The 21,696-nt window shown below is 48.4% G+C and carries 20 protein-coding genes; 9 read left to right on the forward strand and 11 right to left on the reverse strand.

The window, feature by feature from the left end; all coding sequences use genetic code 11:
- Window positions 1–89: 89 nt before the first annotated feature.
- Complete coding sequence (locus C7B65_RS06945; protein WP_073070101.1) at window positions 90–608, reverse strand: DUF4330 domain-containing protein; 519 nt, start codon at window positions 606–608, stop codon at window positions 90–92.
- Between the two features lie 337 nt (window positions 609–945).
- Here C7B65_RS06945 and C7B65_RS06950 point away from each other — a divergent pair, with 337 nt between their 5' ends.
- Window positions 946–1,782, forward strand: coding sequence for a M48 family metallopeptidase (locus C7B65_RS06950; RefSeq protein ID WP_073070102.1), 837 nt, complete (start codon window positions 946–948; stop codon window positions 1,780–1,782).
- A gap of 99 nt (window positions 1,783–1,881) precedes the next feature.
- Window positions 1,882–2,733, forward strand: a complete 852-nt coding sequence (locus C7B65_RS06955; protein ID WP_073070103.1) for a metallophosphoesterase — start codon at window positions 1,882–1,884, stop codon at window positions 2,731–2,733.
- A 28-nt stretch (window positions 2,734–2,761) separates the two neighbouring features.
- On the opposite strand, the gene C7B65_RS06960 is transcribed toward C7B65_RS06955, so the two are convergent.
- From C7B65_RS06960 to rppA, 3 genes are read right to left on the reverse strand one after another with little or no spacing between them, the layout of a single operon-like run.
- Window positions 2,762–3,205 (reverse strand): type II toxin-antitoxin system VapC family toxin, encoded by a 444-nt coding sequence (locus tag C7B65_RS06960; RefSeq protein WP_073070104.1) that lies wholly within the window; start codon window positions 3,203–3,205, stop codon window positions 2,762–2,764.
- Window positions 3,193–3,432: a hypothetical protein gene (locus tag C7B65_RS06965; protein ID WP_073070105.1), complete on the reverse strand. Its 240-nt coding sequence runs from the start codon at window positions 3,430–3,432 to the stop codon at window positions 3,193–3,195. Before C7B65_RS06965 ends, C7B65_RS06960 begins: the two co-directional genes overlap by 13 nt.
- Window positions 3,433–3,491: 59 nt before the next feature.
- Entirely contained in the window at window positions 3,492–4,178 is a 687-nt protein-coding gene (gene rppA / locus C7B65_RS06970; RefSeq protein WP_073070106.1) for a two-component system response regulator RppA, read from the reverse strand.
- Window positions 4,179–4,200: 22 nt separating this feature from the next.
- Here rppA and hisG point away from each other — a divergent pair, with 22 nt between their 5' ends.
- Complete coding sequence (hisG, locus tag C7B65_RS06975; RefSeq protein ID WP_073070107.1) at window positions 4,201–4,851, forward strand: ATP phosphoribosyltransferase; 651 nt, start codon at window positions 4,201–4,203, stop codon at window positions 4,849–4,851.
- A gap of 252 nt (window positions 4,852–5,103) precedes the next feature.
- A complete protein-coding gene (locus C7B65_RS06980; RefSeq protein ID WP_073070108.1) occupies window positions 5,104–6,939 on the forward strand; it encodes an ABC transporter ATP-binding protein in 1,836 nt (611 codons plus the stop codon).
- A 53-nt stretch (window positions 6,940–6,992) separates the two neighbouring features.
- Here C7B65_RS06980 and C7B65_RS06985 read toward each other — a convergent pair whose 3' ends face one another.
- Complete coding sequence (locus tag C7B65_RS06985; RefSeq protein WP_073070109.1) at window positions 6,993–7,232, reverse strand: hypothetical protein; 240 nt, start codon at window positions 7,230–7,232, stop codon at window positions 6,993–6,995.
- Window positions 7,233–7,522: 290 nt separating this feature from the next.
- On the opposite strand from C7B65_RS06985, the gene lpdA reads away from it, so the two are divergent.
- The 5 genes from lpdA (at window position 7,523) to C7B65_RS07010 (ending at window position 13,280) form a co-directional block, all read left to right on the forward strand.
- Window positions 7,523–8,953 carry a dihydrolipoyl dehydrogenase gene (lpdA, locus tag C7B65_RS06990; protein WP_073070110.1) on the forward strand — a complete coding sequence of 477 codons (1,431 nt, stop codon included), beginning with the start codon at window positions 7,523–7,525 and terminating at the stop codon, window positions 8,951–8,953.
- A 413-nt stretch (window positions 8,954–9,366) separates the two neighbouring features.
- A complete protein-coding gene (gene trpC, locus C7B65_RS06995) occupies window positions 9,367–10,251 on the forward strand; it encodes an indole-3-glycerol phosphate synthase TrpC (protein WP_073070111.1) in 885 nt (294 codons plus the stop codon).
- A gap of 49 nt (window positions 10,252–10,300) precedes the next feature.
- The gene (locus tag C7B65_RS07000) at window positions 10,301–10,576 is read left to right on the forward strand and encodes a DUF5340 domain-containing protein (protein WP_073070112.1); all 276 of its coding nucleotides are present in this window, start codon (window positions 10,301–10,303) and stop codon (window positions 10,574–10,576) included.
- Between the two features lie 117 nt (window positions 10,577–10,693).
- Complete coding sequence (locus C7B65_RS07005; RefSeq protein WP_073070113.1) at window positions 10,694–11,911, forward strand: coiled-coil domain-containing protein; 1,218 nt, start codon at window positions 10,694–10,696, stop codon at window positions 11,909–11,911.
- A gap of 214 nt (window positions 11,912–12,125) precedes the next feature.
- Complete coding sequence (locus tag C7B65_RS07010; RefSeq protein WP_073070114.1) at window positions 12,126–13,280, forward strand: pyridoxal-phosphate-dependent aminotransferase family protein; 1,155 nt, start codon at window positions 12,126–12,128, stop codon at window positions 13,278–13,280.
- Window positions 13,281–13,403: 123 nt separating this feature from the next.
- On the opposite strand, the gene C7B65_RS07015 is transcribed toward C7B65_RS07010, so the two are convergent.
- The 6 genes from C7B65_RS07015 to hepA form a co-directional block, all read right to left on the reverse strand.
- Window positions 13,404–14,612: a glycosyltransferase family protein gene (locus C7B65_RS07015; RefSeq protein ID WP_073070115.1), complete on the reverse strand. Its 1,209-nt coding sequence runs from the start codon at window positions 14,610–14,612 to the stop codon at window positions 13,404–13,406.
- A 25-nt stretch (window positions 14,613–14,637) separates the two neighbouring features.
- A complete protein-coding gene (locus C7B65_RS07020; protein WP_083582753.1) occupies window positions 14,638–16,023 on the reverse strand; it encodes a glucose-6-phosphate isomerase in 1,386 nt (461 codons plus the stop codon).
- Window positions 16,020–17,153 (reverse strand): glycosyltransferase family 4 protein, encoded by a 1,134-nt coding sequence (locus tag C7B65_RS07025; protein WP_073070117.1) that lies wholly within the window; start codon window positions 17,151–17,153, stop codon window positions 16,020–16,022. The genes C7B65_RS07020 and C7B65_RS07025 overlap by 4 nt, the downstream gene beginning before the upstream one ends.
- Window positions 17,154–17,183: 30 nt before the next feature.
- Window positions 17,184–18,362 (reverse strand): glycosyltransferase family 4 protein, encoded by a 1,179-nt coding sequence (locus C7B65_RS07030; RefSeq protein ID WP_073070118.1) that lies wholly within the window; start codon window positions 18,360–18,362, stop codon window positions 17,184–17,186.
- Window positions 18,363–18,380: 18 nt separating this feature from the next.
- Window positions 18,381–19,547 (reverse strand): glycosyltransferase family 4 protein, encoded by a 1,167-nt coding sequence (locus C7B65_RS07035; protein WP_073070119.1) that lies wholly within the window; start codon window positions 19,545–19,547, stop codon window positions 18,381–18,383.
- Between the two features lie 289 nt (window positions 19,548–19,836).
- On the reverse strand, window positions 19,837–21,693 hold the full coding sequence (gene hepA / locus C7B65_RS07040) for a heterocyst formation ABC transporter subunit HepA (protein WP_073070120.1): 1,857 nt from the start codon (window positions 21,691–21,693) through the stop codon (window positions 19,837–19,839).
- Between the last annotated feature and the right edge of the window lie 3 nt (window positions 21,694–21,696).

Raw genomic sequence — 21,696 nt, forward strand, 5'->3', positions numbered from 1 at the left:
CTGTACGTGAATTCGTCTCATCCAAGTCAAGCAGCATTAAATTTCAGGATTTAGGGGTAGATTCAAGATCTGCCCCTATTTTTTGTGACCTACTTCTCGACCCGGACAGAAATCACGCTAGTCGAAAAATTATAGGCTGGGCCATCTAGCTCGATCGTAGTGCCGACTTTGACTTTTTCACCCCCCAAAACAGGGCCATCTTTAGTCATCTGCGCCTTGCTCACCAGTGTCAAAACCATATCGTTAGCAAATGACACTTCAGGTCTGGGGTCTGGCAGCGCTTTCACAGAGCCATCAGGCTGAGGCACGATCGTATTTCGAGGCAAAAACTTCACCACCTTAAGGGTGGCTTCTCCCGATGGCTGTTTGCGAACGATGATGTTGGTTTTGTCACCCTCTTTAATCAAACTTTTAGGGTCGGTGGCACTCAGTCCGCGAACGACCACATCAACTTCGATCGGCTTCGGAGAAGAGGTTTGAGCGATCGAGCCAGACGTTCCTGGGAAGAAGAAAATCCCAAAAATCACCATCAAAATGACGAGTCCTGCCCCGACATCAAGAATGCTGACTTTGCCAAATAATCGACCTTGAGAATCTAGAAGAGCCATAAATACTAATCCCCGTTGCGATGTCAGAGAAGAAAACTGATTGCAAAAACGTGCTAAATTTCGCCCATACGGTAATGAGTTATAGCACGCTACTGACTGCCAAAATTCTAGAGTTTGCTTCAGATGATCGGCTGACTTTTAGCTCCCTAGATTAGCATGATCAATAGCAGCAGAAGACAGCGAACTACGGGTTCTTCTCGACGATCGTTCTGGCTGATAGAGAACTTTAGGGCAGACTGCAACCAATTTTCAATCACACCCGTCTCCTGTTTAAATGGTTTGCTCTTGGGCTGGTCTGAGCGCAGCGAATCCCTTCTTTATCTGAACTCGCACTTTTATGATTCATCAACGTTTTCAACGATCGTATCGGCGCTGGTTTTATCCCCTCATTTCTCTGGTGGTTGCCCTCAGCATTTGGGTAGGTCAACCGCTCGCTTCTCAAGCGTTTTCTTGGGCAGACTTGCTTTTAAGAGGCATTCAAGTCGTGCAGTTGTCTAGCCTCAACGATCGCCAAGAAATCGCGCTGGGTCAGCAAATCAACGAAGAAATTACCGGAAGTCAGGTCAGACTAGTTCGCGATTCTAGAATTACGAACTATGTAAATCAGGTAGGGCAGCGGCTTGCGGCTAAGAGCGATCGCCCTAATATTCGCTACACGTTTCAGGTTGTCGATGCTGACAGCATCAATGCCTTTGCGACAATGGGCGGTTTTGTTTACGTCCACCGTGGTTTATTAAAAGCCGCCGATAACGAGGCACAGCTTGCCAGCGTCATGGGTCACGAAATTGGTCACATCGCTGCCCGTCACGCCATCAAGCAAATGCGAGAAAAGTCAATTGCTCAAGGTTTATTGGGAGTTGCGGGCCTCGATCGCAGCACGGCAGTCAATATTGGCGTTCAACTCGCTTTAAATCTCCCCAACAGTCGCAAAGACGAATATGAAGCCGATCAGCGAGGGCTGGCGACCTTGGGGCGATCGGGATATGCTCAATCGCAAATGGCTGCCTTCATGCAAAAACTGGTGACTAGCAGATCAGCGCCGACCTTTTTGAGCAATCACCCAGCGGCCAGCGATCGGGTGGTGCGATTACGTCAACTCGCCCAGCAAAATCCGACCAGTGGCACCGATGGGCAAAACAGTGCAGACTATCGCTCAAGAGTGCAGGGAGTTTAAATCACAAAAGAGGGTCGATCACGAGCGTTGTTTCATCCCTTCTTCATCCTTTCTTTCTTTACCCTTTGTTAAGCTGTAGTCGCTGTCAGACCCCAGACGATGCACAGACTTCTCACAGGTTCGCTAAAAGTTGACCGATTGACCATTCCGATCGTGGGGTTGCCCCCCGCCCTAGACGGCACGACGATCATCCAGCTTTCAGATTTGCACTACGACGGCAGGCGATTGTCTGACACTTTATTGAGACAGGCAATCGAGGCGACTAATCAAGCCGAGCCTGATTTAGTGGTGATCACAGGTGATTTTGTCACAGACGATCCTGCCCCGATCTATCCCTTGGCTCTGCAACTCAAACATCTTCGCAGCCGCGCCGGGGTCTGTGCAATTTTGGGCAACCATGATCTCCATCACCGCTCTAGCAGAGCCACGATTACAGAAGCGCTCACTCGCATTGATGTGTCTGTTTTATGGGATCAGGTGATCTATCCATTTGGGGAAGGGCTGGCGATCGTTGGGCTACCCGAATATTGGTCGCCGGACTTTAAAGCGTCGAGAGTTCTTGATCAAGTCCCTCAAGCGGTGCCGCGCATCGTCCTTGCCCACAACCCCGATTGCGCCGAGCTGCTGAAACAGTGGCGAGTCGATCTGCAACTGTCAGGGCACACTCACGGCGGTCAGATTGTGATTCCAGGGTTGGGGAATGTTTCGGCGCTGTCTGCCAAACTCTATAGCAGCCTTCCGACGCGCACCCGAAACCGTCTGCCTTTTTTGCGGGCTTGCTATCGAGTCATGAAACACTGGGAATGGTCACAGGGCTTGTATCAGGTTGGTGACAATCGCCTCTACGTCAATCGCGGTTTGGGCACTTACTTTCCTGGGCGATTGTTTTGTCCGCCAGAGGTGACGGTGATTACGTTGGTCAGAAACCTGCGGCAAAGCGTCAGTAAATGAGACTTGACCAAATTGAGCGACCTTTCGCTTAAGCCGCTAGCACCTCTCGTAGTACGATCGGGGATAATCCTGGAACTGTGCGAAATTGACTGTCATTCGTCAGAAAGATAGTGCATCCCCCACTTAAAGCAGTTGCGGCATGAACTGCATCAGGCGTTTTCAAGTTTGTTGTTGCCCGTAGCCGAGCCGCACCGCGTAATACAGCCTGGTCGATCGGCACTAGCTGAATATCAGAAGACTGCAAGAACTGCTCATAAGTGCTAACAAGACCTGTATTGGCATCACGTAGCGGCACTACTAATGCTTCCATAAGAGTCAATTCGCTGCTGACAATCTCGACCTGCTTTGCCTGAACCATTGCCCACAAAGGCTGGAGCAACCCATAATAGTCTGGGTTCACCTCAATCGTGTAAATAAAGATGGAGGTGTCTGCATACACAACCGCCGATGCTGGAATGGTTAACTGTCCCATGCCTCCCGCTCCGATCGAATTTGCTGATCAATGTCCTCAGCCGTTCGGAAAGCATAGCGTTTACGAGCTTGCTCAATCATGTCCAGAACATTACTCTGAGAAACCGAAGCCTTTTGCGGCAGGACAACAAACACATCCACCTCGTCGCCTTCAGAGCCAGATGGCAATTGAATCTCAATCTTGTTACCTGGCAGCACTTTTGTGGTCACTTTGAAAGCAGCTTGCATAACGACTATTCCAAATCAGCTTCTACAGAAATTTTAAGTCAGGTTGCATAACCTTGGAGCTAAAGGTCACCGCCGCCAAATCGATAGCCTTTGCCATAGACCGTTGAGATTAGAGGCGTTTCTCCTTCAGATTCAATTTTGCGACGCAGTAAGCGAATCTGAGCCGCAAGCGCATTACTGGTCGGCTTTTCACCGTCGCTCCAAAGGTGTTGATAGATTTGGTCATGGGTCAGCAGTTGATTGGGCTGCCGCATGAAACACTCCAGCAGTTGGCTTTCTTTTTCAGAAAGCTCGATCGCCCGTCCTTTGCGATAAGCAATTTGATTTTGAGAATCTAGCTCTAAATCACCGACGTGGAGCCGCAGATCAGGAGCAGATTCTAACGTCGCGGGACGACGCAGTAATGCTCTAACTCGTGCCAACAATTCTCTTAGCTCAAAGGGTTTGATTAAATAATCGTCGGCTCCAGCGTCGAGTCCTTGCACCCGATCGTCGATCGTGTCTTTAGCCGTGAGAAACAAAACTGGGGTGGTGTCGCCGCGCGATCGTAACTGTTGGCAAATGTCTAAGCCTGACTGGTGGGGCAACATCCAATCTAAAATCAATAAGTCATAGTGATTTTGTTCGACGAGGTGTGACCCCTGACGACCGTCATAAGCCACATCTAAGGTATATCCTTCGCGCATTAACGATCGGCTCAGAGGGTCAGCCATTTCAATTTCGTCATCGACTAGAAGTATTCGCACGTTAAAACTCAAAACTCTACTTATGATTACTGTCGCATTACCCAAAGGTGCTTTGCTCAAAGACAGCATTCGACTGCTGCAAGCGATCGGGCTTGACTTTAGTGCTTTTTTAGAGGTGGGCAATCGTCAACTGCAAATCACCGATCCGACTAACACCGCTAGAGCACTGCTGGTGAGAAATTCTGATGTCTCAGTCTATGTCGAATATGGGCAAGCACAGTTGGGCGTAGTCGGCTATGATGTGCTGCGAGAAAAAAGCGCCAATGTTGCCCAATTAGTTGACTTGGGGTTTGGGCAATGCCGAATGTCTGTGGCAGTGAAGGCATCAAGTCCTTATCGATCGTCGCTCGAACTGCCGCTCAACGGACGGGTCGCTTCTAAGTTTGTCCGTTGTGCTCATGACTATTTTCAGAGTTTAGATTTGCCTGTGGAGATTATTCCGCTCTACGGTTCGGTAGAGTTGGGCCCGATCACGGGGATGTCTGAGGCGATCGTCGATCTGGTCGCGACGGGCAACACGCTGCGCGAAAATGGCTTGATTGAAATCGATGTTTTGTTTCAAAGTACGGCGCGGCTGATCGCCCACCCTCTCAGCTATCGCCTTGACACCGATGGGCTATATAACTGCGTTGAGCAGATTCGCAAACAGGTGAGTCAGCCCGTCGCGACGTGAGATTCGTTAAGCTTAAACAAACGTCAGTTCGGCGAGTTTTTTCGCTTCGTTGTCAGCGGCTTCTGCCCCCTAAATCCCCCAATTTGGGGGACTTCAAGCCAAAATTTTCGGTTCTAAGTCCCCCAAGTTAGGGAACTTAGGGGGCTTCCGAATTCACAGGTGAAACGAACCACTCCTGTCGAACTCACGTTAAACAAATGTCTGCCCTAAGCTCTGCGTGCGATCGTGCCGCAAGCTTTTTACAAAATTGCTATGACCCACTCTCTCGCTGATCAACCCAACCGTCGTCCTAAAGAAACGGATTGGCGACTTTTTTTGCGGCTGGTTCCTTACGCTAAAAAGAACATGCGGCTGCTGCTGCTGTCGATGGTGTTTTTGGTGCCATCGGCGATCGCCAATGCTATGCAGCCGATTTTGATCGGTCAGACCGTCTCGTTGCTCAAGCGAGAGCCTACGAGTTGGAGCTTTTTTAGCATTGAAATTGACTTTCTTAGTAGCCGATCGCTGACTGAGGGACTCAATTTTTTGGCGGGGCTATTGTTAATCACGATTCTGACGCGATTGATTTTAGACGGCACCCAAAGCTATCTCGTGCAAAAAGTTGGGCAGCGCATCACCGCAGACATTCGCAACGATTTGTTTGATCACGTCACGTCGCTGGGAGTCCGATTTTTCGATCGCACTCCAGTTGGGCGGTTAATCACGCGGCTCACTAGCGATGTCGAAGCGCTAGGAGAAGTGTTTTCAACGGGCGCGATCGGGGTTGTGAATGACCTATTTTCGATTCTGGTGATCACCGGGTTCATGTTCGCTCGGCAGTGGCAATTGGCAACGCTGCTCGTGCTGTTGCTGTTGCCAGTGACAGGGCTGATCATCTATTTTCAGCAGCAATATCGTAAAGCAAACTATAAGGCGAGAGAAGAATTGTCTTCGCTCAACTCGATGTTGCAGGAAAACATTACGGGGATCAGCGTTGTTCAGCTATTTCGACGAGAGCAATTTAACGGCGGACTCTTTCGCACCGTTAACAAACGCTATATTCACGAAGTCGATCGTACGATCTTTCACGATTCTGCGGTGTCTGCCACGCTAGAGTGGATTTCTCTCGTCGCGATTTCGGGCGTTTTGGGCGTGGGTAGCTGGCTCGTAATGAACCGTCAGCTTGACTTTGGGCTGTTGTCTACCTTCATTTTGTTTGCCCAACGTTTGTTTGATCCCCTGCGCCAGTTTGCCGAAAAATTCACCGCGATTCAAGCTGGGTTTACGGCAGTCGAGCGGGTCAGCGACATCATGAACGAACCGATCGAGATTCGCGACCCAGAAAAGTCACACAAGGGAACATCCATAACACCCACGACCCCCGGCGAGATTCGGTTTGAACACGTCTGGTTTGCCTATAAACAAGACGATTATGTTCTGAAAGATTTAGATTTCACGATTCGTCCCGGTGAGAAAGTTGCGCTAGTGGGGCCCACCGGAGCGGGAAAAAGCTCAATCATTCGCCTATTAAGTCGGCTTTATGAGCCAACCAACGGACGAATCTTACTCGATGGTGTTGACATCAGACAATTGCCCCAAGCTGAACTGCGGCGACGAATGGCAATCATTCTACAAGACGGATTTTTGTTTGCCGGAGATGTCAAAAGCAATATTACACTGGGCGAAACCTATACCTTTGATCAAATTCGATCGGCGGCTGAAGCTACCAACGTGGCAAGCCTGATCGAACGGTTGCCTCAAGGCTATAACACGATGCTGCGTGAGCGCGGCACCAATCTCTCTGGTGGACAAAAACAACTTTTGGCGTTTGCCCGTGCTGCCATTCGCGATCCCCAAATCTTAGTGCTCGACGAAGCCACAGCAAACCTGGATGTCGGCACTGAGTCACTGATCCAAGAAGCCCTAGAACGGTTGCTAGAAGATCGTAGCGCCATTATTATTGCTCACCGACTTTCGACGATTCGCAACGTCGATCGCATCTTGGTGCTGAAGCGAGGGCAGCTCGTTGAGTCGGGCAGTCACGAAGAGTTGCTCAGTCAAGGCGGGCTTTATGCGAGCCTATATCAATTACAAATGCTAGAGAGCTGAGTCTCCCTAGGATCATTGCCATTAAGTTGCCCGTTTTTGATGGCGATTCAATTCTAATCCTGCTTTTTTGCCTGCATGAATCGCTCAATATCGGCCACTGCTTGCTCTAACGTGTCGAGATTAATTTCTACCGGAGTCTCAGAAGGATGATCAACCACCTCTTCAACGGCTTCCGGTTCAGGGGTGACGACTTGACCTGCATCAGAGCAGAGCGTTTCTTGCAGTTTATCGAGCGACTCAATAAATGCTCTAGCTGCGGCACGTCGTGCGTCTTGCTGTTGCAGATCCATCATGCTTGACTCCAAATTCAAGGATCAAAATTCTAATCGGCTGAGGCTTTAAAAAAGTCAACATCCTTATAGGCTCAGTCGATCACGGTTTCGCTAAGTATCTACCCAGATCAGAATGCCCAATCTAAACTAAATGGTTTCATTACGATCGAGACTTCGTTGTTGATAATAACTTCATAGGGTTTGGTTTTCTTTAAAGTTTGGGGTTTTCTGAGGCACTCTTGCCTGAAAGGTTGTCTGATCCGCCCTTGTCAGACGAAAATAAGTAGAGCAATCAGCACCAGGAGGCAGATGTGACTGACGGATTTGATTACGATTTAGTAATTATTGGCGCGGGCGTTGGTGGGCATGGTGCAGCCCTCCATGCGGTTGACTGTGGGCTAAAAACTGCCATTATCGAGGCGGCAGAAATGGGCGGCACCTGCGTTAATCGGGGCTGCATTCCGTCTAAGGCGCTGCTAGCGGCGGCAGGTCGAGTGCGAGAACTTCGCAACGCTCACCACTTAAAAGCATTAGGAATTCAAGTGGGCGATGTCTCATTTGATCGAGGCGCGATCGCTAATCATGCAGGCGGCATTGTCACCAAACAGCGAGACGGGCTAATCAACAGCCTGAAGCGGGTCGGAGTCGATGTGATTCACGGCTGGGGTCGTGTCGCAGGTTCTCAAAAAGTGGCGATTACCACCGACGCAGGTGAGCAAGTAATCACCGCAAAAGAGATTATTCTCGCACCGGGATCAGTGCCCTTTGTGCCTCCGGGTGTGCAGCTAGACGGTAAAACCGTGTTCACCAGCGACGACGCAATCAAGCTAGAGAGTCTGCCACCCTGGATCGCGATCGTTGGCAGTGGCTATATTGGTCTCGAATTTGCCGATGTCTACACCGCTCTAGGCTGCGAAGTGACGATGATCGAAGCGCTCGATCAGCTCATGCCGGGATTCGATCCCGACATTGCAAAGCTGGCGCAGCGAATTCTGATCGCCCCTCGCGACATCGAAACCAAAGTCGGAATGCTGGCAATGAAAGTCACCCCCGGTTCGCCTGTGGTAATCGAACTTGCAGACGCAAAAACCAAAGAAGTCGTCGAAGTTCTCGAAGTCGATGCTTGCTTAATCGCCACAGGTCGAATTCCGGTCGCCAAAGAGATGGGGTTAGAATCGGTCAGCGTCGAGCTAGATCGGCGAGGCTATATTCCCGTGAACGATCGCTTAGAAGTCCTCTCAGCCGGAGAACCCGTTCCTCATTTATGGGCGATCGGCGATGCCACAGGCAAAATGATGTTAGCTCATGCGGCGGCGGCTCAGGGCGTGATTGCGGTTGAAAATATCTGCGGACGCGATCGCGAAGTAGACTATCGCAGCATTCCGGCGGCGGCGTTTACGCATCCTGAAATTAGTTTTGTGGGCATGACCGAACCCGCAGCGCAAGAATTAGGCAAAGCCGAAGGATTTGAAGTGTCTGCGGTGCGGACTTATTTTAAGGGCAACGCCAAAGCACTGGCTGAAGGAGAAGTCGAAGGAATTGCCAAACTGATCTATCGATCGGACACTGGAGAGGTTTTAGGCGCTCACATTATTGGACTCCACGCCGCCGATTTGATTCAAGAAGCGGCAAACGCGATCGCCAATCGCCAATCAGTTCGATCTTTGGCGTTCTTAGTCCACACCCATCCCACCTTGTCTGAGATTTTAGACGAAGCCTATAAACGAGCCGCAATCCACTAAGGATCGTGGATCAAATAACCTGTCAATCTTGTGATCAACTCGCTTGATTCGTTATGGCTGAGATTTTCGCCCCCTAAATCCCCATTCTGGGGGACTTTGAAACCGGGAATCTTGGCTCAAAGTCCCCTACTCGTGGAGGATTTAGGGGACACAAGCCGACTCAAACGGAGCCATCAACGAACTTAATAAACACGCTAGTTGAGTCCAAGAAGTTGCACCTTAATAAATCCACGTTCCTAGGAGAAGTTTGAGTTGAGAAACGTCAGTGATCCCAATTGCCCAAAACTCAGAACTATTCGGGAATTGCGTTACGCTACTAATTAGGGTTTTGTGTGGGTCAATGGTCGCAACGGCTCTGACTTAGACCGACTCAAATCATGCTGATTGTTTGTTTGTGGTTTCTGGCTACCTAAATGGAGATTCGTCGTCGTCCGCCTAATCCTGCAATTACTATCCCTTATGTCCGCTATCAGGCGAATGTTTTTGATGCAGAGCCGCGCCACATTTTAGAGGAAATCGTTTGGCAAAAAGAAGCTGAAGTCGCGAAGATGCGCGATCGACTCCCGCTTGCAGAGTTGCAGAAAAAAATGCAGTCAGTTGCCCCAACGCGCGATTTTGTAGCCGCCTTACGCCAAGGGAAAACTCACCCGGCGGTGATTGCCGAAGTCAAAAAAGCATCGCCCAGCAAAGGTGTGATTCGAGAAGATTTTGATGCCGTCGCGATCGCTCGATCCTATCAAGTGGGTGGGGCATCGTGTCTATCTGTTTTAACGGATCAGAAGTTTTTTCAAGGCAGTTTTGAGAATCTCGCACAAATTCGTGAAGTCGTCGATTTGCCTCTGCTGTGTAAAGATTTCATCGTTTATCCTTACCAGATGTATTGGGCGCGGCTACACGGAGCCGATGCGGTGCTGCTGATTGCGGCGATTCTCTCTAACAAAGACTTGCAGTATTTCTTGAAAATCGTCAAAACTCTAGGAATGGTGGCTCTAATTGAAGTGCATACGCTCGAAGAACTCGATCGCGTCCTTTCACTCGCAGGAGTCACGATGATCGGCATCAACAATCGCAACCTCAAAGACTTCTCGGTTGATTTAGACACCACTCGGCAACTGCTAACCGCACGGGGCGATCAACTTGCAGCACAGGAAATTTTGGTCGTCAGCGAGTCAGGGTTGCACACCTCTGCCGACCTGGATTTGGTAGTCGAGGCGGGTGCCCAGGCAGTTCTCGTTGGAGAATCTTTAATTAAACAGCCTGATCCGGGTCAAGCGCTTGTGCAATTGGTGACTCGCTAGGCTGATTTTTCTCGTCGATCGTTTTTTCCTTTAGCCAGGTCAGTGTTACATGGAGCCGATTCCCCTTCCTTCGCACATTCACTATGAGTTGTTGCTGCAACTGTTAGAGCGGCAGACAATGTTTGCAGTCAGCCAGAAAACCCAGCAGCGAGAGCAAGTTCACCAGTTAATCATCACGCTGAGAAAGGCTTATTCTCAACAAAAACATCTGGAAGAAAACTGTGAGCGAAATCGATTAGATATTGAATATCGCTGGTCACTCAACAGCCTTGAAGCGCCTCCCAACGTTGAAAAAACGGCAAAGCCTCAAGAACCTAAGATTTGACGATCGGGCGATTTTGGCCAGTCATCTAAGTCGTCGTCAATATTTCTGATTTTGCGTCTACTATAGGAAACTAAGGATTAGCTTCTCAGGTGAGATCAGGTTTTGGGGAGGTTCTGAGTGTCTGAACCGAACGCTGTTCATAGTTTAGAGTCATCGGATCAGCCACCCGATCGCTCTGTCGCGCCAGAAATCTCGGCGAAGTCTAGCATTCTAGCTGAGATAGACCAGATGCAAACCAAGATCCGCCACCAGCTTGAGCGAATTCAGGATTTAGAGTTAGCGCTAGACCAGTCGATTTCTAATTTAAACGAGCTACGGCTGCAAATCATCGATCAGCGCTTTCTAGAAGAGCAGCTTGCTTCCACCGAAGAGATTGCCAACGTTCAGCAACAGGCAATCAATCAGCTAAAGCGACAGTTTGCTGAGAAACAAGCCGCCTTTGAGCAGCAAATTCACCAGGCGCAGACGCGAGAGCAAGACTATCAGAGGTTGCTTGGAGCGGCAGAAACGTTTGCCCAAAATCAACAAGCTGAGTTAGAGCGATTGCGATCGCAGCTTAGTCACGATCGCGCCGATCAGCCTCAGCAAACTCACTTGATCTCCCAAATAGACGAACTGCAAGCGGCAATGCAAACCCAGCAGCAGCGAGTGTTGGAACTAGAATCTCAGGAGTTAACGGCGCGCAGTCTAGCCGCAAATTTAGAGCTACACCTGCAAGAAGCGCAGAAACAGATTCGACGGCTCTACCGCGAACTCAACGATCGACACACGGCGATCAATGAGTTAGAAGCCCGACTAGAAGGCGACTTTGCGATCGATCAGGCGAGTGATTCATCGTTAAATTCCTTCGCTTTGACGCAGACTTCAAACTCTACCCAAAGTTCGCTGCAAAAGGTGGAGGAGTTAGAGGCTCAGATCGTCAAGCAGATGGCAACTCAAGCGCTATTGCAACAGGCGTGTCAAGAGCTAGAACTCGATCGTGAACAAAGCCAAACCCGCATTGCCGAATTAGAGCGACAAGCCGCCGAAATGCAGGAGCAAATTCTTAGTCAAGCACAGCAAGCCAGCGAATATGAAACCGCCGTGCAGCATTGGAAAGATCGCTTTTATGGCACCCAAGATAAAGTCGCGCAATTAAAAGAGCTTCTAGAAACCGACTCGGCTGATGAGTCACCCGAATTAGCGGAGATCTTTGCTGCCATTCAAGCCGCATCGACGATCGCAGTCGAGCCATCCAATCAATTAACGAGCAGAACTGATTCCTTTAACGAAGATCTCAAAATTGATTTGCCCGACTTTTTGACCCGCCGCCGCACTTATCGAAACCGATCGTAACAGGGCATTTCTTGAATATTCAATCATCATTTCAGAACCCTAGATAAGATGGTAAGAGGCGACGATCAGAATGAGGTAAAGCCTATGACACCGCAACTCCGCTACAGCAAAGGCTAAATTAATTTCCGATTGGATTAAACCCGATCGCGGATTACTTATGCGATCCTGGATCATGCACAAAAAATTGCATCCTCCCACTTAGAAGGACATTCTCATGGACGACAAGCTAATGCTGATGATTCCGGGCCCGACCCCTGTGCCGGAACAGGTTTTGCTAGCGATGGCGAAGCATCCGATCGGGCATCGCAGCGCTGACTTTGGCAAAATTATGGCAGAAGTCACCGCCAATTTAAAGTGGCTTCACCAAACGCAAAATGACGTGCTGATTCTCACGGCGAGCGGCACTGGCGTAATGGAAGCCGGGATTATTAATTTTCTGAGTCCGGGCGATCGCGTGTTGGTTGGTTCTAACGGCAAGTTTGGCGAACGCTGGGCAGAAGTCACCGACGCTTACGGGCTAAACACCGAGCGAATCACGGCTGAATGGGGCAAACCTCTCGACCCTGAGCAATTTCGGCTGGCTTTAGAAGCGGATGTTGACAAGCAAATCAAAGCCGTCGTCATTACCCACAGCGAAACCTCAACGGGGGTGATCAACGATCTCGAAACGATTAATCGTCACGTTAAAGCGCACGGCAAAGCGCTGATTATCGTCGATACAGTGACGAGTTTAGGGGCAACAAATGTTCCGGTTGATGCGTGGGGCTTAGATGTGGTGGCATCGGGTTCTCAAAAAGGCTACATGATTCCGCCGGGGTTAGGGTTTGTGGCGGTTGGTGCCAAAGCGTGGGAGGCGTATAAAACGGCGAAACTGCCTCGCTATTATCTGGATTTGGGCAAATATCGCAAAGATGCCGCCAAGAATACGACTCCTTTCACGCCGCCGATCAACCTGTTTTTTGCGCTGCAAGCGGCGTTGCGAATGATGCAGGCAGAAGGGTTAGAAGCCATTTTTGCCCGTCACCATCGACTGTTGGCGGCAACTCGCGCCGCGGTGCAAGCGATGGCGATGCCTTTATTGGCGGCAGATGAGTGTGCGAGTCCGGCGATTACGGCGGTGATGCCAAGCGGTGTTGATGCCGAGCAGATTAGATCGGTGATGAAGAAGCGGTTTGACATCGTGTTAGCAGGCGGACAAGATCACCTCAAGGGCAAGATTTTCCGCATTGGTCACTTGGGCTTTGTCAGCGATCGCGATGTGCTAACGGCGATCGCTGCGCTAGAAGCCACTTTGCAAGAGTTGGGGCATGAGGGCTTTACGTCGGGTGCCGGGGTTGCGGCGGCGGCGAAAGTGTTTGCCAGCCATTAAGATCGTGGATTAAATCGGATCGGTTATTTGCAAGGTCTATGGGCACGGCAGTGCCATGCCCGTACACAGATTCGATCTTTAATTAGACGTAGATAGGGGCATTTCAAAACTGTCCCTATCATGTCACGGATGCCATTTTTTGTTGAACTCGCTCAACTGATAAGCCTGATAGGTCGATCGCCAATTCAGTTCTCTGATTAAAACGCCTTCTTTGATTGAAACATGAATTTTTGCAGAGTCTGAATGAATTGTTTTGGCGACTGGATCTTTTTGATAAGTTTGAAGCACATCAAGATTAAAAATCAGCCCATATAAAAGCTGTAGCCCGATCAAAAGGCTCAAATATCGAGTTTTTTTGACGCGATCGGAAGTTGCCATTAAATAAGTGACACTAAACAAAAGTGGTAACAGATAAGCATATTCATGAGGAAGCCTGAAAAACATGATTTCGTTATAGATAATGCACCATAAAGCACCATGAAATAGCAGTTTCTCAACTCGAACCTTTTGAAAAGGATTCGTGACAATTTTTTGATAGATGCTTCTGTCTTGAATAAAGAAGATGATCAAAAAAACAAAGGCAGGAAGTCCCCAGAAGTAAATATTTTTGTAGACAAATCTAGCAATAATGCCGACAAATCCACCAGAGGCATCCGGCCCAATTGCTAAAAAAGAAAGGGACATTCCAGAGGCGAAAAAAACAGGTAGGTAGAAAACGCCAGAAGCCACCAAAAAAACTAGAAAGCCTTGAATCAATGAGTTTCTAAGCTTAAGTTTTCCTTGAGTGTAAGGAAAGTAAAGTAGAAACGCGATCGCCACCATCGGTGCATAGGTCAACCTCGAAGAAACCGCCGCCGCAAACAGAAAGCCAGCCCATCTCGGCTTTTCTTTGATCAGAATGAAGAGTCCTAAAATAAAGAAAAACACCCCATAAATGTAATCCATTGATGTTGTGGAGGCGATAATCCAAAAGGGATTTGACGCAATTGCCAACACCGATAAAACAGCGATTAAAGAAGTCGTGATTCTTAAAAGCAGCGCATAGAAAATAAATAGACTTGAGACAGAAAGCACCACTGAAATAAAGTTTGCAAGATAAAATCCTCCAATTTCAGAAGCTAGTCCGATCGTCAATTCTGGAATTAAATTGCCTTGAAACCTGGATGGAACATATCTACCCTCGCTAATTAGCGTTTTCCAAGTATTTAACATCCGATAGGTGTCGTCGTCATTTCCATAGCCATTCAAGGCAAAAATGCCGTAACTAATGACTAAGAAACCTAGAATCCAATAAATGTTAATGAGTTTGGATGGTTTTATTACTTGAGTCATAGAGATTACTCCAAACGAGTTGATTCTAAGATTGGCTTACCAACGCTGATTTTGCATAATATTGTCGGGCCGCGATCGTAATGCCGATAAAACCCCACAACACCATGCCAAACGAACTCAACATCACATTATTTAACCCAATTTGAGAAAAGGTCGCGATCGCGATCGCTCTCGCTGCACTCATAAACGAATCATTCATCGCCTCACGACTTTGAATCAAACTCGCAATCAGCAATAGCAATCCTCCTAGATAAGGCAACAGTCCGAGCCATCCGAGTGTTAACAGCAGCGTTAAGATTCCGCTATCGTTGCTGCCAATGCTAGAGTCTTTAAGCACGAATCCCATTCCTAAACCAGGGATATTAGTTACAGCGTCTGTGAGAACTGTGCTGTAACCCTGCGATCGATCGGCGTAACTCACATCATTTTGCCCCGAAAATATGGTTTGAACACGAGTGCTGATTACTGACGCAAACGGATCGATCGTCGTCAACGGCAACACAACAATCATCATGACTAAGAGCGTCAAAATAAGCTGCATTTGTAACTTTGGTTTCAGTGATGGCAAAAATACCACTAATGCAACTACCCAACTCAGCCACGCCGATCGAGCCAACGATAATAGCAGTGAAAGATAACCCACGCTTGATGCTGGAAATCGTAGCGAACTTCGACTTGCAAACAGTAAAAACAATCCTGCGACCATCACACACGCAAATGGCTGCGGAGAATGCATGGTGCTAAAAACTCGGATTCCTAAAGGGTTTGGCGTTCCAAAAACTTGGGTAGTTTGATTCTGGAGCCAAAAACGATCCCATCCTGGCGCAATTAAAAACTGCACGACTCCATAGGCTCCCATCACCAACACGCCCCACACAAAAACGCGCTGAAGCATCTGACGTAAGTCGGGATAAATGCGCCAATTTGCGTAGAGATGATAGCCAAACGCAACCGGAGCTAACCAATTTAGCAACGGGACAACCACCGTTTGCGGTGGGGAGTTGATCAACCCAACCAAAAAGCCATAGACCACTCCCATCATGCAAAGCGCAAAGGGTAAACCTGTTCCTTTTATGGCTTTGGGCAACTCTTTGGCGAAGGTGAGCAGAGAGACGATCGTGACCAAAAACGGCGCTAACAGCACCGGATTGGGATCAGCCCATCCTGCTTGCACGTCTATTAATCGGCGCACAAATGCTGCTAAAAACCAAATCCACCACGTAAACCCCACATAGAGCAGGGGATAGCGCCAGTAGAGAAACGCCCCGATCGCCAGAGAACCAGCCGGAAATGCGTATCGCAGCAATCCACCTGCATGAACCGCTAGACAGAGCGCTGAGAACAGCACAAGACTGAGAATAGCAATCCAGGCGGGGGCAGGGTAGAAGAGGCGAGAGGGAGCAGGAGTCATAGTGAAAGGGCTTTTTCGTAGCATCGGAGATTGTCTTGTGCCACCCGTGACCATTGGTAAGTTTGGGCAGTTTTGTAAGCATTGCGGCGGAGTCGATCGAGCCATTCCCGATCGCCGATCAACTGTTCTAATGCTTGCTCGATCGCACCGCTATCTCGGCAGGGAATGACGATCGCGTCTTTGCCGTCTTGCACAATTTCTAGCGGGCCGGGTGTATCTGTTGTAATCGGCGCTAACCCACACGCCATCGCCTCAATCAGAGCAACGCCAAACCCTTCGGAAATTGTGGGAAAGAGTTTAATGTGATGTCCTTTGAGCAAGGTTGGCAGCGTGTTATTGGCGTAATAAGGAACGACCTTGACGCGATCTCGCACCTCTAGATCAAACTCTGCGTAGACCTCTTCGGCAGGACGCTCGGTGCCTAACATACTCACCTCGACGTGAGGATAACGTTTGAGAATGCGATTGAGCGCAGGTGTGCCATATTGAATGCCTTTGCGGACGATATAGCTGCTGACTTGAGCGATACGTAACGGTTCACCTGGGGCGGGAGTCGGCTCAAATGGCAGATTGAGATAATGATCAGGAATGCCATTGGGAACGATGTGAGCACGATCGGGATGAATGCCTAAATGATCGATCACATATTGACGATCGCGCTGATTGAGCAACAAAACGACATCAGCATAACGCATTGATGCAGCGGCTTCCCAGAGGCGAATGCTGCCGCGATAGAGCGGATATTTCCAACTCAGGCGCAGATTACCTCGTCGCGCTTCTTCCAGATATTCCAGGTGTTCGATGTGCTCTAAGCCGTGACACCGCGCGACTAAAAGAGGACGACGCTTGCGAAACTTGCTCAATAGAGTTGCCCACATCCAAGCATCCCCAGTGGAAGCATCGACCACATCAACCGCATTTTGATCTAACAATTGAGAAATTTGACGAGCGACGAAAATCGGAAATGCCGAAAATCTTGCCAGTTTGTGAAGTCGTTCTGGCATATTGTCGATCGAGTAATAGTGAACGTCGTGTCCTAACTTTTGATATTCTTGACCGAGCCGCCAGGTTACGCCAGCCGCACCCGCGTTGATATCAAAGGGATAATGACACGTAAATAACGTTTTCATTGGCTCACTAGATGAAAGGTCAGAAAGCTTTTACGATTTCAAAGCGCATCGCGGATCGGATACGTTTGAAACTGCATAGGGTGGGGCAATTGCTCCTTTTAGCAGGTTTTCCAGCTTCTCAAAATGCGTTTGGGCATTGAATTTTTGCTCGACTAATTGCCGTCCTTGCTGCCCCATCTTTTGCCCCAATTCAGGGCTGTTAATTAAGTGTTCAATGCTTTGCGCTAGGGCAGTGCGATCGCCCGGTTCAATTAAGAAACCATTTTCGCCGTGTGTGACCATTTCAGGAATCGCGGTGATATGAGTAGCAATAATCGGCAACCCCGCTGCCATTGCTTCAAGAAATACCCAACCAAACGGCTCGGCATAAGTTGGCATCGCAAACACATCAGCCTGGTGATATAACTGCAACCATTCTGGCGTGTAAGCTTTGATGTTTTTGTAGAGATAAATGTTGGGATGATCGGCTTGAATGGGTGTTTGCGTCACGAGGTGCAATTCGGCTCGATCGGCAAACTTTTCGAGAAAGACCTTCACCAAGTCATGTCCACCTTTGCGCTCAAAATCACCGCCCACAAATAGAATTTTGTAAGGTTTAGATTTTGTTGTAGAAGCAGCAAGCGGAATTTTTTTAAGGTCAACACCCGGATAAATGACAGTAACTTTTTCGGGTATAATGCCATAATCGTCGATCACCGATCGTCGCGCAGCTTCAGAGAAAGTCACAACGTCTTTTGCGGCTTCAAAAACTTTTTTATCAAGGCGAAGATTGGGCGAAAACGTCCATCGTAAGTTAGGTTTCGTGTATTCTCTCGAAGCTTGAGCGGCAGTGCGATCGAGGCTGATCACAGTAGGCATTTCTCGCATTAAATCTAGACATAAATAGGCAAGCGGCTGCGTGTGAAAATGCAGCGCAGAATAGTCGGCTTTGCCCAAGTTTCTAAGCAGAACTCGTCTTGACAAATAGGCAAGAGCAAGTTGAACCCGAAATAGAAAAAGATCAAAATTTTGTTTACGAACCCAGTGATTAGATGATTGATAACTTAAAAGGCGACGCAAAAGTTTGCTATGTAATTCTCGGTCTTGATCGTGCCAATAAAGGTCAATGTTGCAGCCGTCGGAGTGGCTAAAATAATTTTGCATCAGTTGCCCATACGTGCGATGCCCGATGTAGCCTTCAATAACCGAAAAGATTCGAGGAGTGTTCATTATGGTAGGCGAAGGTAGTTAGGTTTGTGCAACGTTTAGCAACGCTCTTTCTACTCCACTAATCATGCTTTCTAAGCTGAATTTTTTAGCCACATGATCAGAGCATCGCTGCCCAAATTCAGGATCAGTTTCTCGCCAATAAATTACCTCAGAAATTCGCTTGGCTAAGGCTTTTTCATCTCCAGCGGTCACTAGGTTAGCTGCAAACTCCCCCGTCAAAATTTCAGGAATTCCCCCGATATGACTAGCAACAACGGGCGTTCCACAAGCTAAAGATTCGATGATCGATCGCCCAAACGGTTCTGACCAGACACTAGGTAAGACGCTGATATCACTAGTTTGGTAAAGAGCAGCCGGATTTGATAAGTAACCTACAAATTGAACTCGATCGGCGATGCCTAAATCTTTTGCTAACTGCTCTAGCGATCGCTGATATCCCATGCCTTCCTCTTCGCATTCTTCGCCCTTCAAAACGTTGAAATGAACGACAGGTCTTCCAGCAATTATCAGCTTAATATTTGGCTCTTGAATGGCTAAAAGTGCGATCGCTTTAATAAGATATTCAAGTCCTTTATCCTCGTCAATTCGACCCACATAGGAAACAACTTTTGCACGTTCAGAAATCTCCCACTGTTTGCGGGTGGCTAAGAAATCTTGAGCAGGTCTGAACTTGTGAGTATCAGTGCCATTGTGAACTACCTCAATTTTTGAGTCAGGCAAACCATAGTCTACCCAACTCTGCTTAGTTTGGTGAGAAACGGTAATGCAGTGATCAACGCGATCGAGCGCAAAGCGAATTTGTCGATTAACCTCACAGGAAGGAATCTGAAAATAGCAGACGAAGGGCAACCCTCTTAACCGAGACAAGGCATAACCAAACGTCGCAGTATGACAGACGTTGCTAAACACAACGCTATTGGCGTAGACCGGAATTTTGCCAATTCCGACAACGTTACGAACAAACTGCAAAATGGTTTTGGGTCGGCGGCGATCGAACCCATAAGCGTCAATGTGCAGGGTAGATTCACAAAACTCACGATATTGGTCAAGCAAGTTGCCTTCTTGTTCATAGAGCAGTGTGACTTTGTGACCCCGAGCAGCTAAGTCACGACAGATTTCTATCAGGTTTTTTTCTTGTCCGCCTCGCAGTGAGGTCGGTTCTTGTTCTAAGGCAATTAAGTGCATCGATTTAGCCTCAATAGATGGGTTAGGAACGTGGATTTACTAAGGTGCAACTGCTCGGACTCAACCAGAGTGTCTAAGTTCGTTGATGGCTCCGTTTGAATCGGCTTGTGCCCCCTAAATCCCCCATTCTGGGGGACTTTGAGTTAAAATTCCCGGTTTCAAAGTCCCCCAGAATGGGGGATTTAGGGGGCGAAGATCCCAGACATGACAAATCAGGATATTTGATGACAAGATTGACAGGTTATTTAATCCACGCCTCTTAACTTCTAAGGATTAAACATATAATCTTTTATCCATCAGTTTTCACGTCTACTTCGTGTTGCATTCGGTGATAGTGCCATAGTTTACCGCGCTGATTTAGAAGTTCTTGATAAGTGCCTTGCTCAACAATTTGACCTTGTTCTAAAACAACGACTTTATCAGCCCGAATAATCGTTGATAAACGGTGTGCGATCGCAATCACGGTGCGTCCTTCTGAGATGTCTTCTAGTGATTGCTGAATCAATCGTTCTGACACTGAATCGAGAGCGCTGGTGGCTTCATCGAGAATCAGAATTTCGGGATTCCGCAAAAGGGCACGGGCGATCGCGAGTCGCTGCCGTTGTCCACCTGAGAGCCGTACTCCTCGATCGCCTAGCATGGTTTCAAACTGGTGCGGCATTTCTAAAATGAAATCTAGCGCGTTTGCCTGTCTCGCGGCGTTCCAGACCTGCTCATCGCTGACGGTTTCTAACCCGTAGGCGATGTTATAGCGCACCGACGCATTAAAAATAAACGTGTCTTGACTGACGATCGCCATCTTTTGCCGCAGAGATTTAGTGGAAAACGATCGCAGATCCCGACCATCCATCAAAATGTGTCCCCGTGTCGGGTCGTAGAAACGAGGAATCAAATCAACCAGAGTTGTTTTTCCTGCACCCGATGCCCCAATTAGCGCCGTCATTTTGCCGCGAGGAATGGTTAGCGTAATGTCTCTCAGCACCAGAGATGCCGGATCGTAACCAAAATCAACCGCAACGAACTCGATCGCCGTTTTTAACCCTGCAAACTGATGAGTTCCATCTTGCAAATAGGGTTTGTTGTCGGCTCGCAGCACCTCGGTAATGTTAGCGATCGTGCCTCCATATCCGCTCAACTGTGCCCGGTTGCCGTTCAACTCATGCACCGCCGGAACGAGCCGAAACAAAATAAACAAAAACGTCAGCAGTGACGCAGTTTGCAGCGTTCCATTAGCCACGAAGATGGTAATCGCCACAATAATCATGCTGATTAAAACGGTGGTCGCTAACCCCTCTGCAACGGGTCTCACGACTGCACTGCGGGTTGCCGCTTTCATGCTGGTCTTGAGCATCGCCTGACTGGATTGATAGAAGCGTTTGCGCTCATAGTCTTGAGTCGCAGAAGCTTGCACCGTGCGAATGCCACTGATAAACTCTAACGAAATGGTGGTAAATGCTCCAGCGGCGGTTGACATCGCAAAACTGCTTTCACGCACTCGCGAATTTAGATTTGATAACCCCACTGCCAATAGTGTGAACAACATCAAAGCAATCACCGTCAATTGCCAAGAGATTGTAAACATCAACGCTGCATAGACTACTAGCGTTGATCCTTTAGTAATCATGTAAGCAATCAACGAAAATGCTGACTGCAATCGACCCAGTTCACCCGTCAGCGTATTGATCAACTGTCCCGAATGCGTCTTGCCAAAATAGCTCAGACTTACCGCTTGCAGTTGTTCAAAAATCTGTTTGCGAAGACGATCGACGAGTTTTTGCTGCGTTAACTCGGTGTAAACCTGGGTTAGGTAGTTAAATCCGGCTCGAATCCAAGTGGAAGCGAGAATTAGACCAGACACTCGATAAAGCCGACTCGTCGCGGAGGTATTGACTCCCAAAATCCAAATATCAAACCAGTTCAACCCAGTTTGAAACGGTTTAGCAGTCGGACTAACGAGACTTTGCAAAAACGCTAGCAGGAATCCGAACCCAAATCCTTCAAAGGATGCTGCACACAACGCAAACGTGATCGCTGCGATCGCAACCCCCGGAAAGTATTGAAACTCTCTCAAAATCAAGGAATTATCGCGCCAAAAGCCAGTTGCTTTGACCCCACTCCGCACCACATTAGGAAGCTTAAATCGCATGGA

The sequence above is a fragment of the Phormidesmis priestleyi ULC007 genome, from assembly GCF_003003695.1.
GTDB classification, from domain to species: Bacteria; Cyanobacteriota; Cyanobacteriia; order Leptolyngbyales; family Leptolyngbyaceae; genus Phormidesmis_A; species Phormidesmis_A priestleyi_A.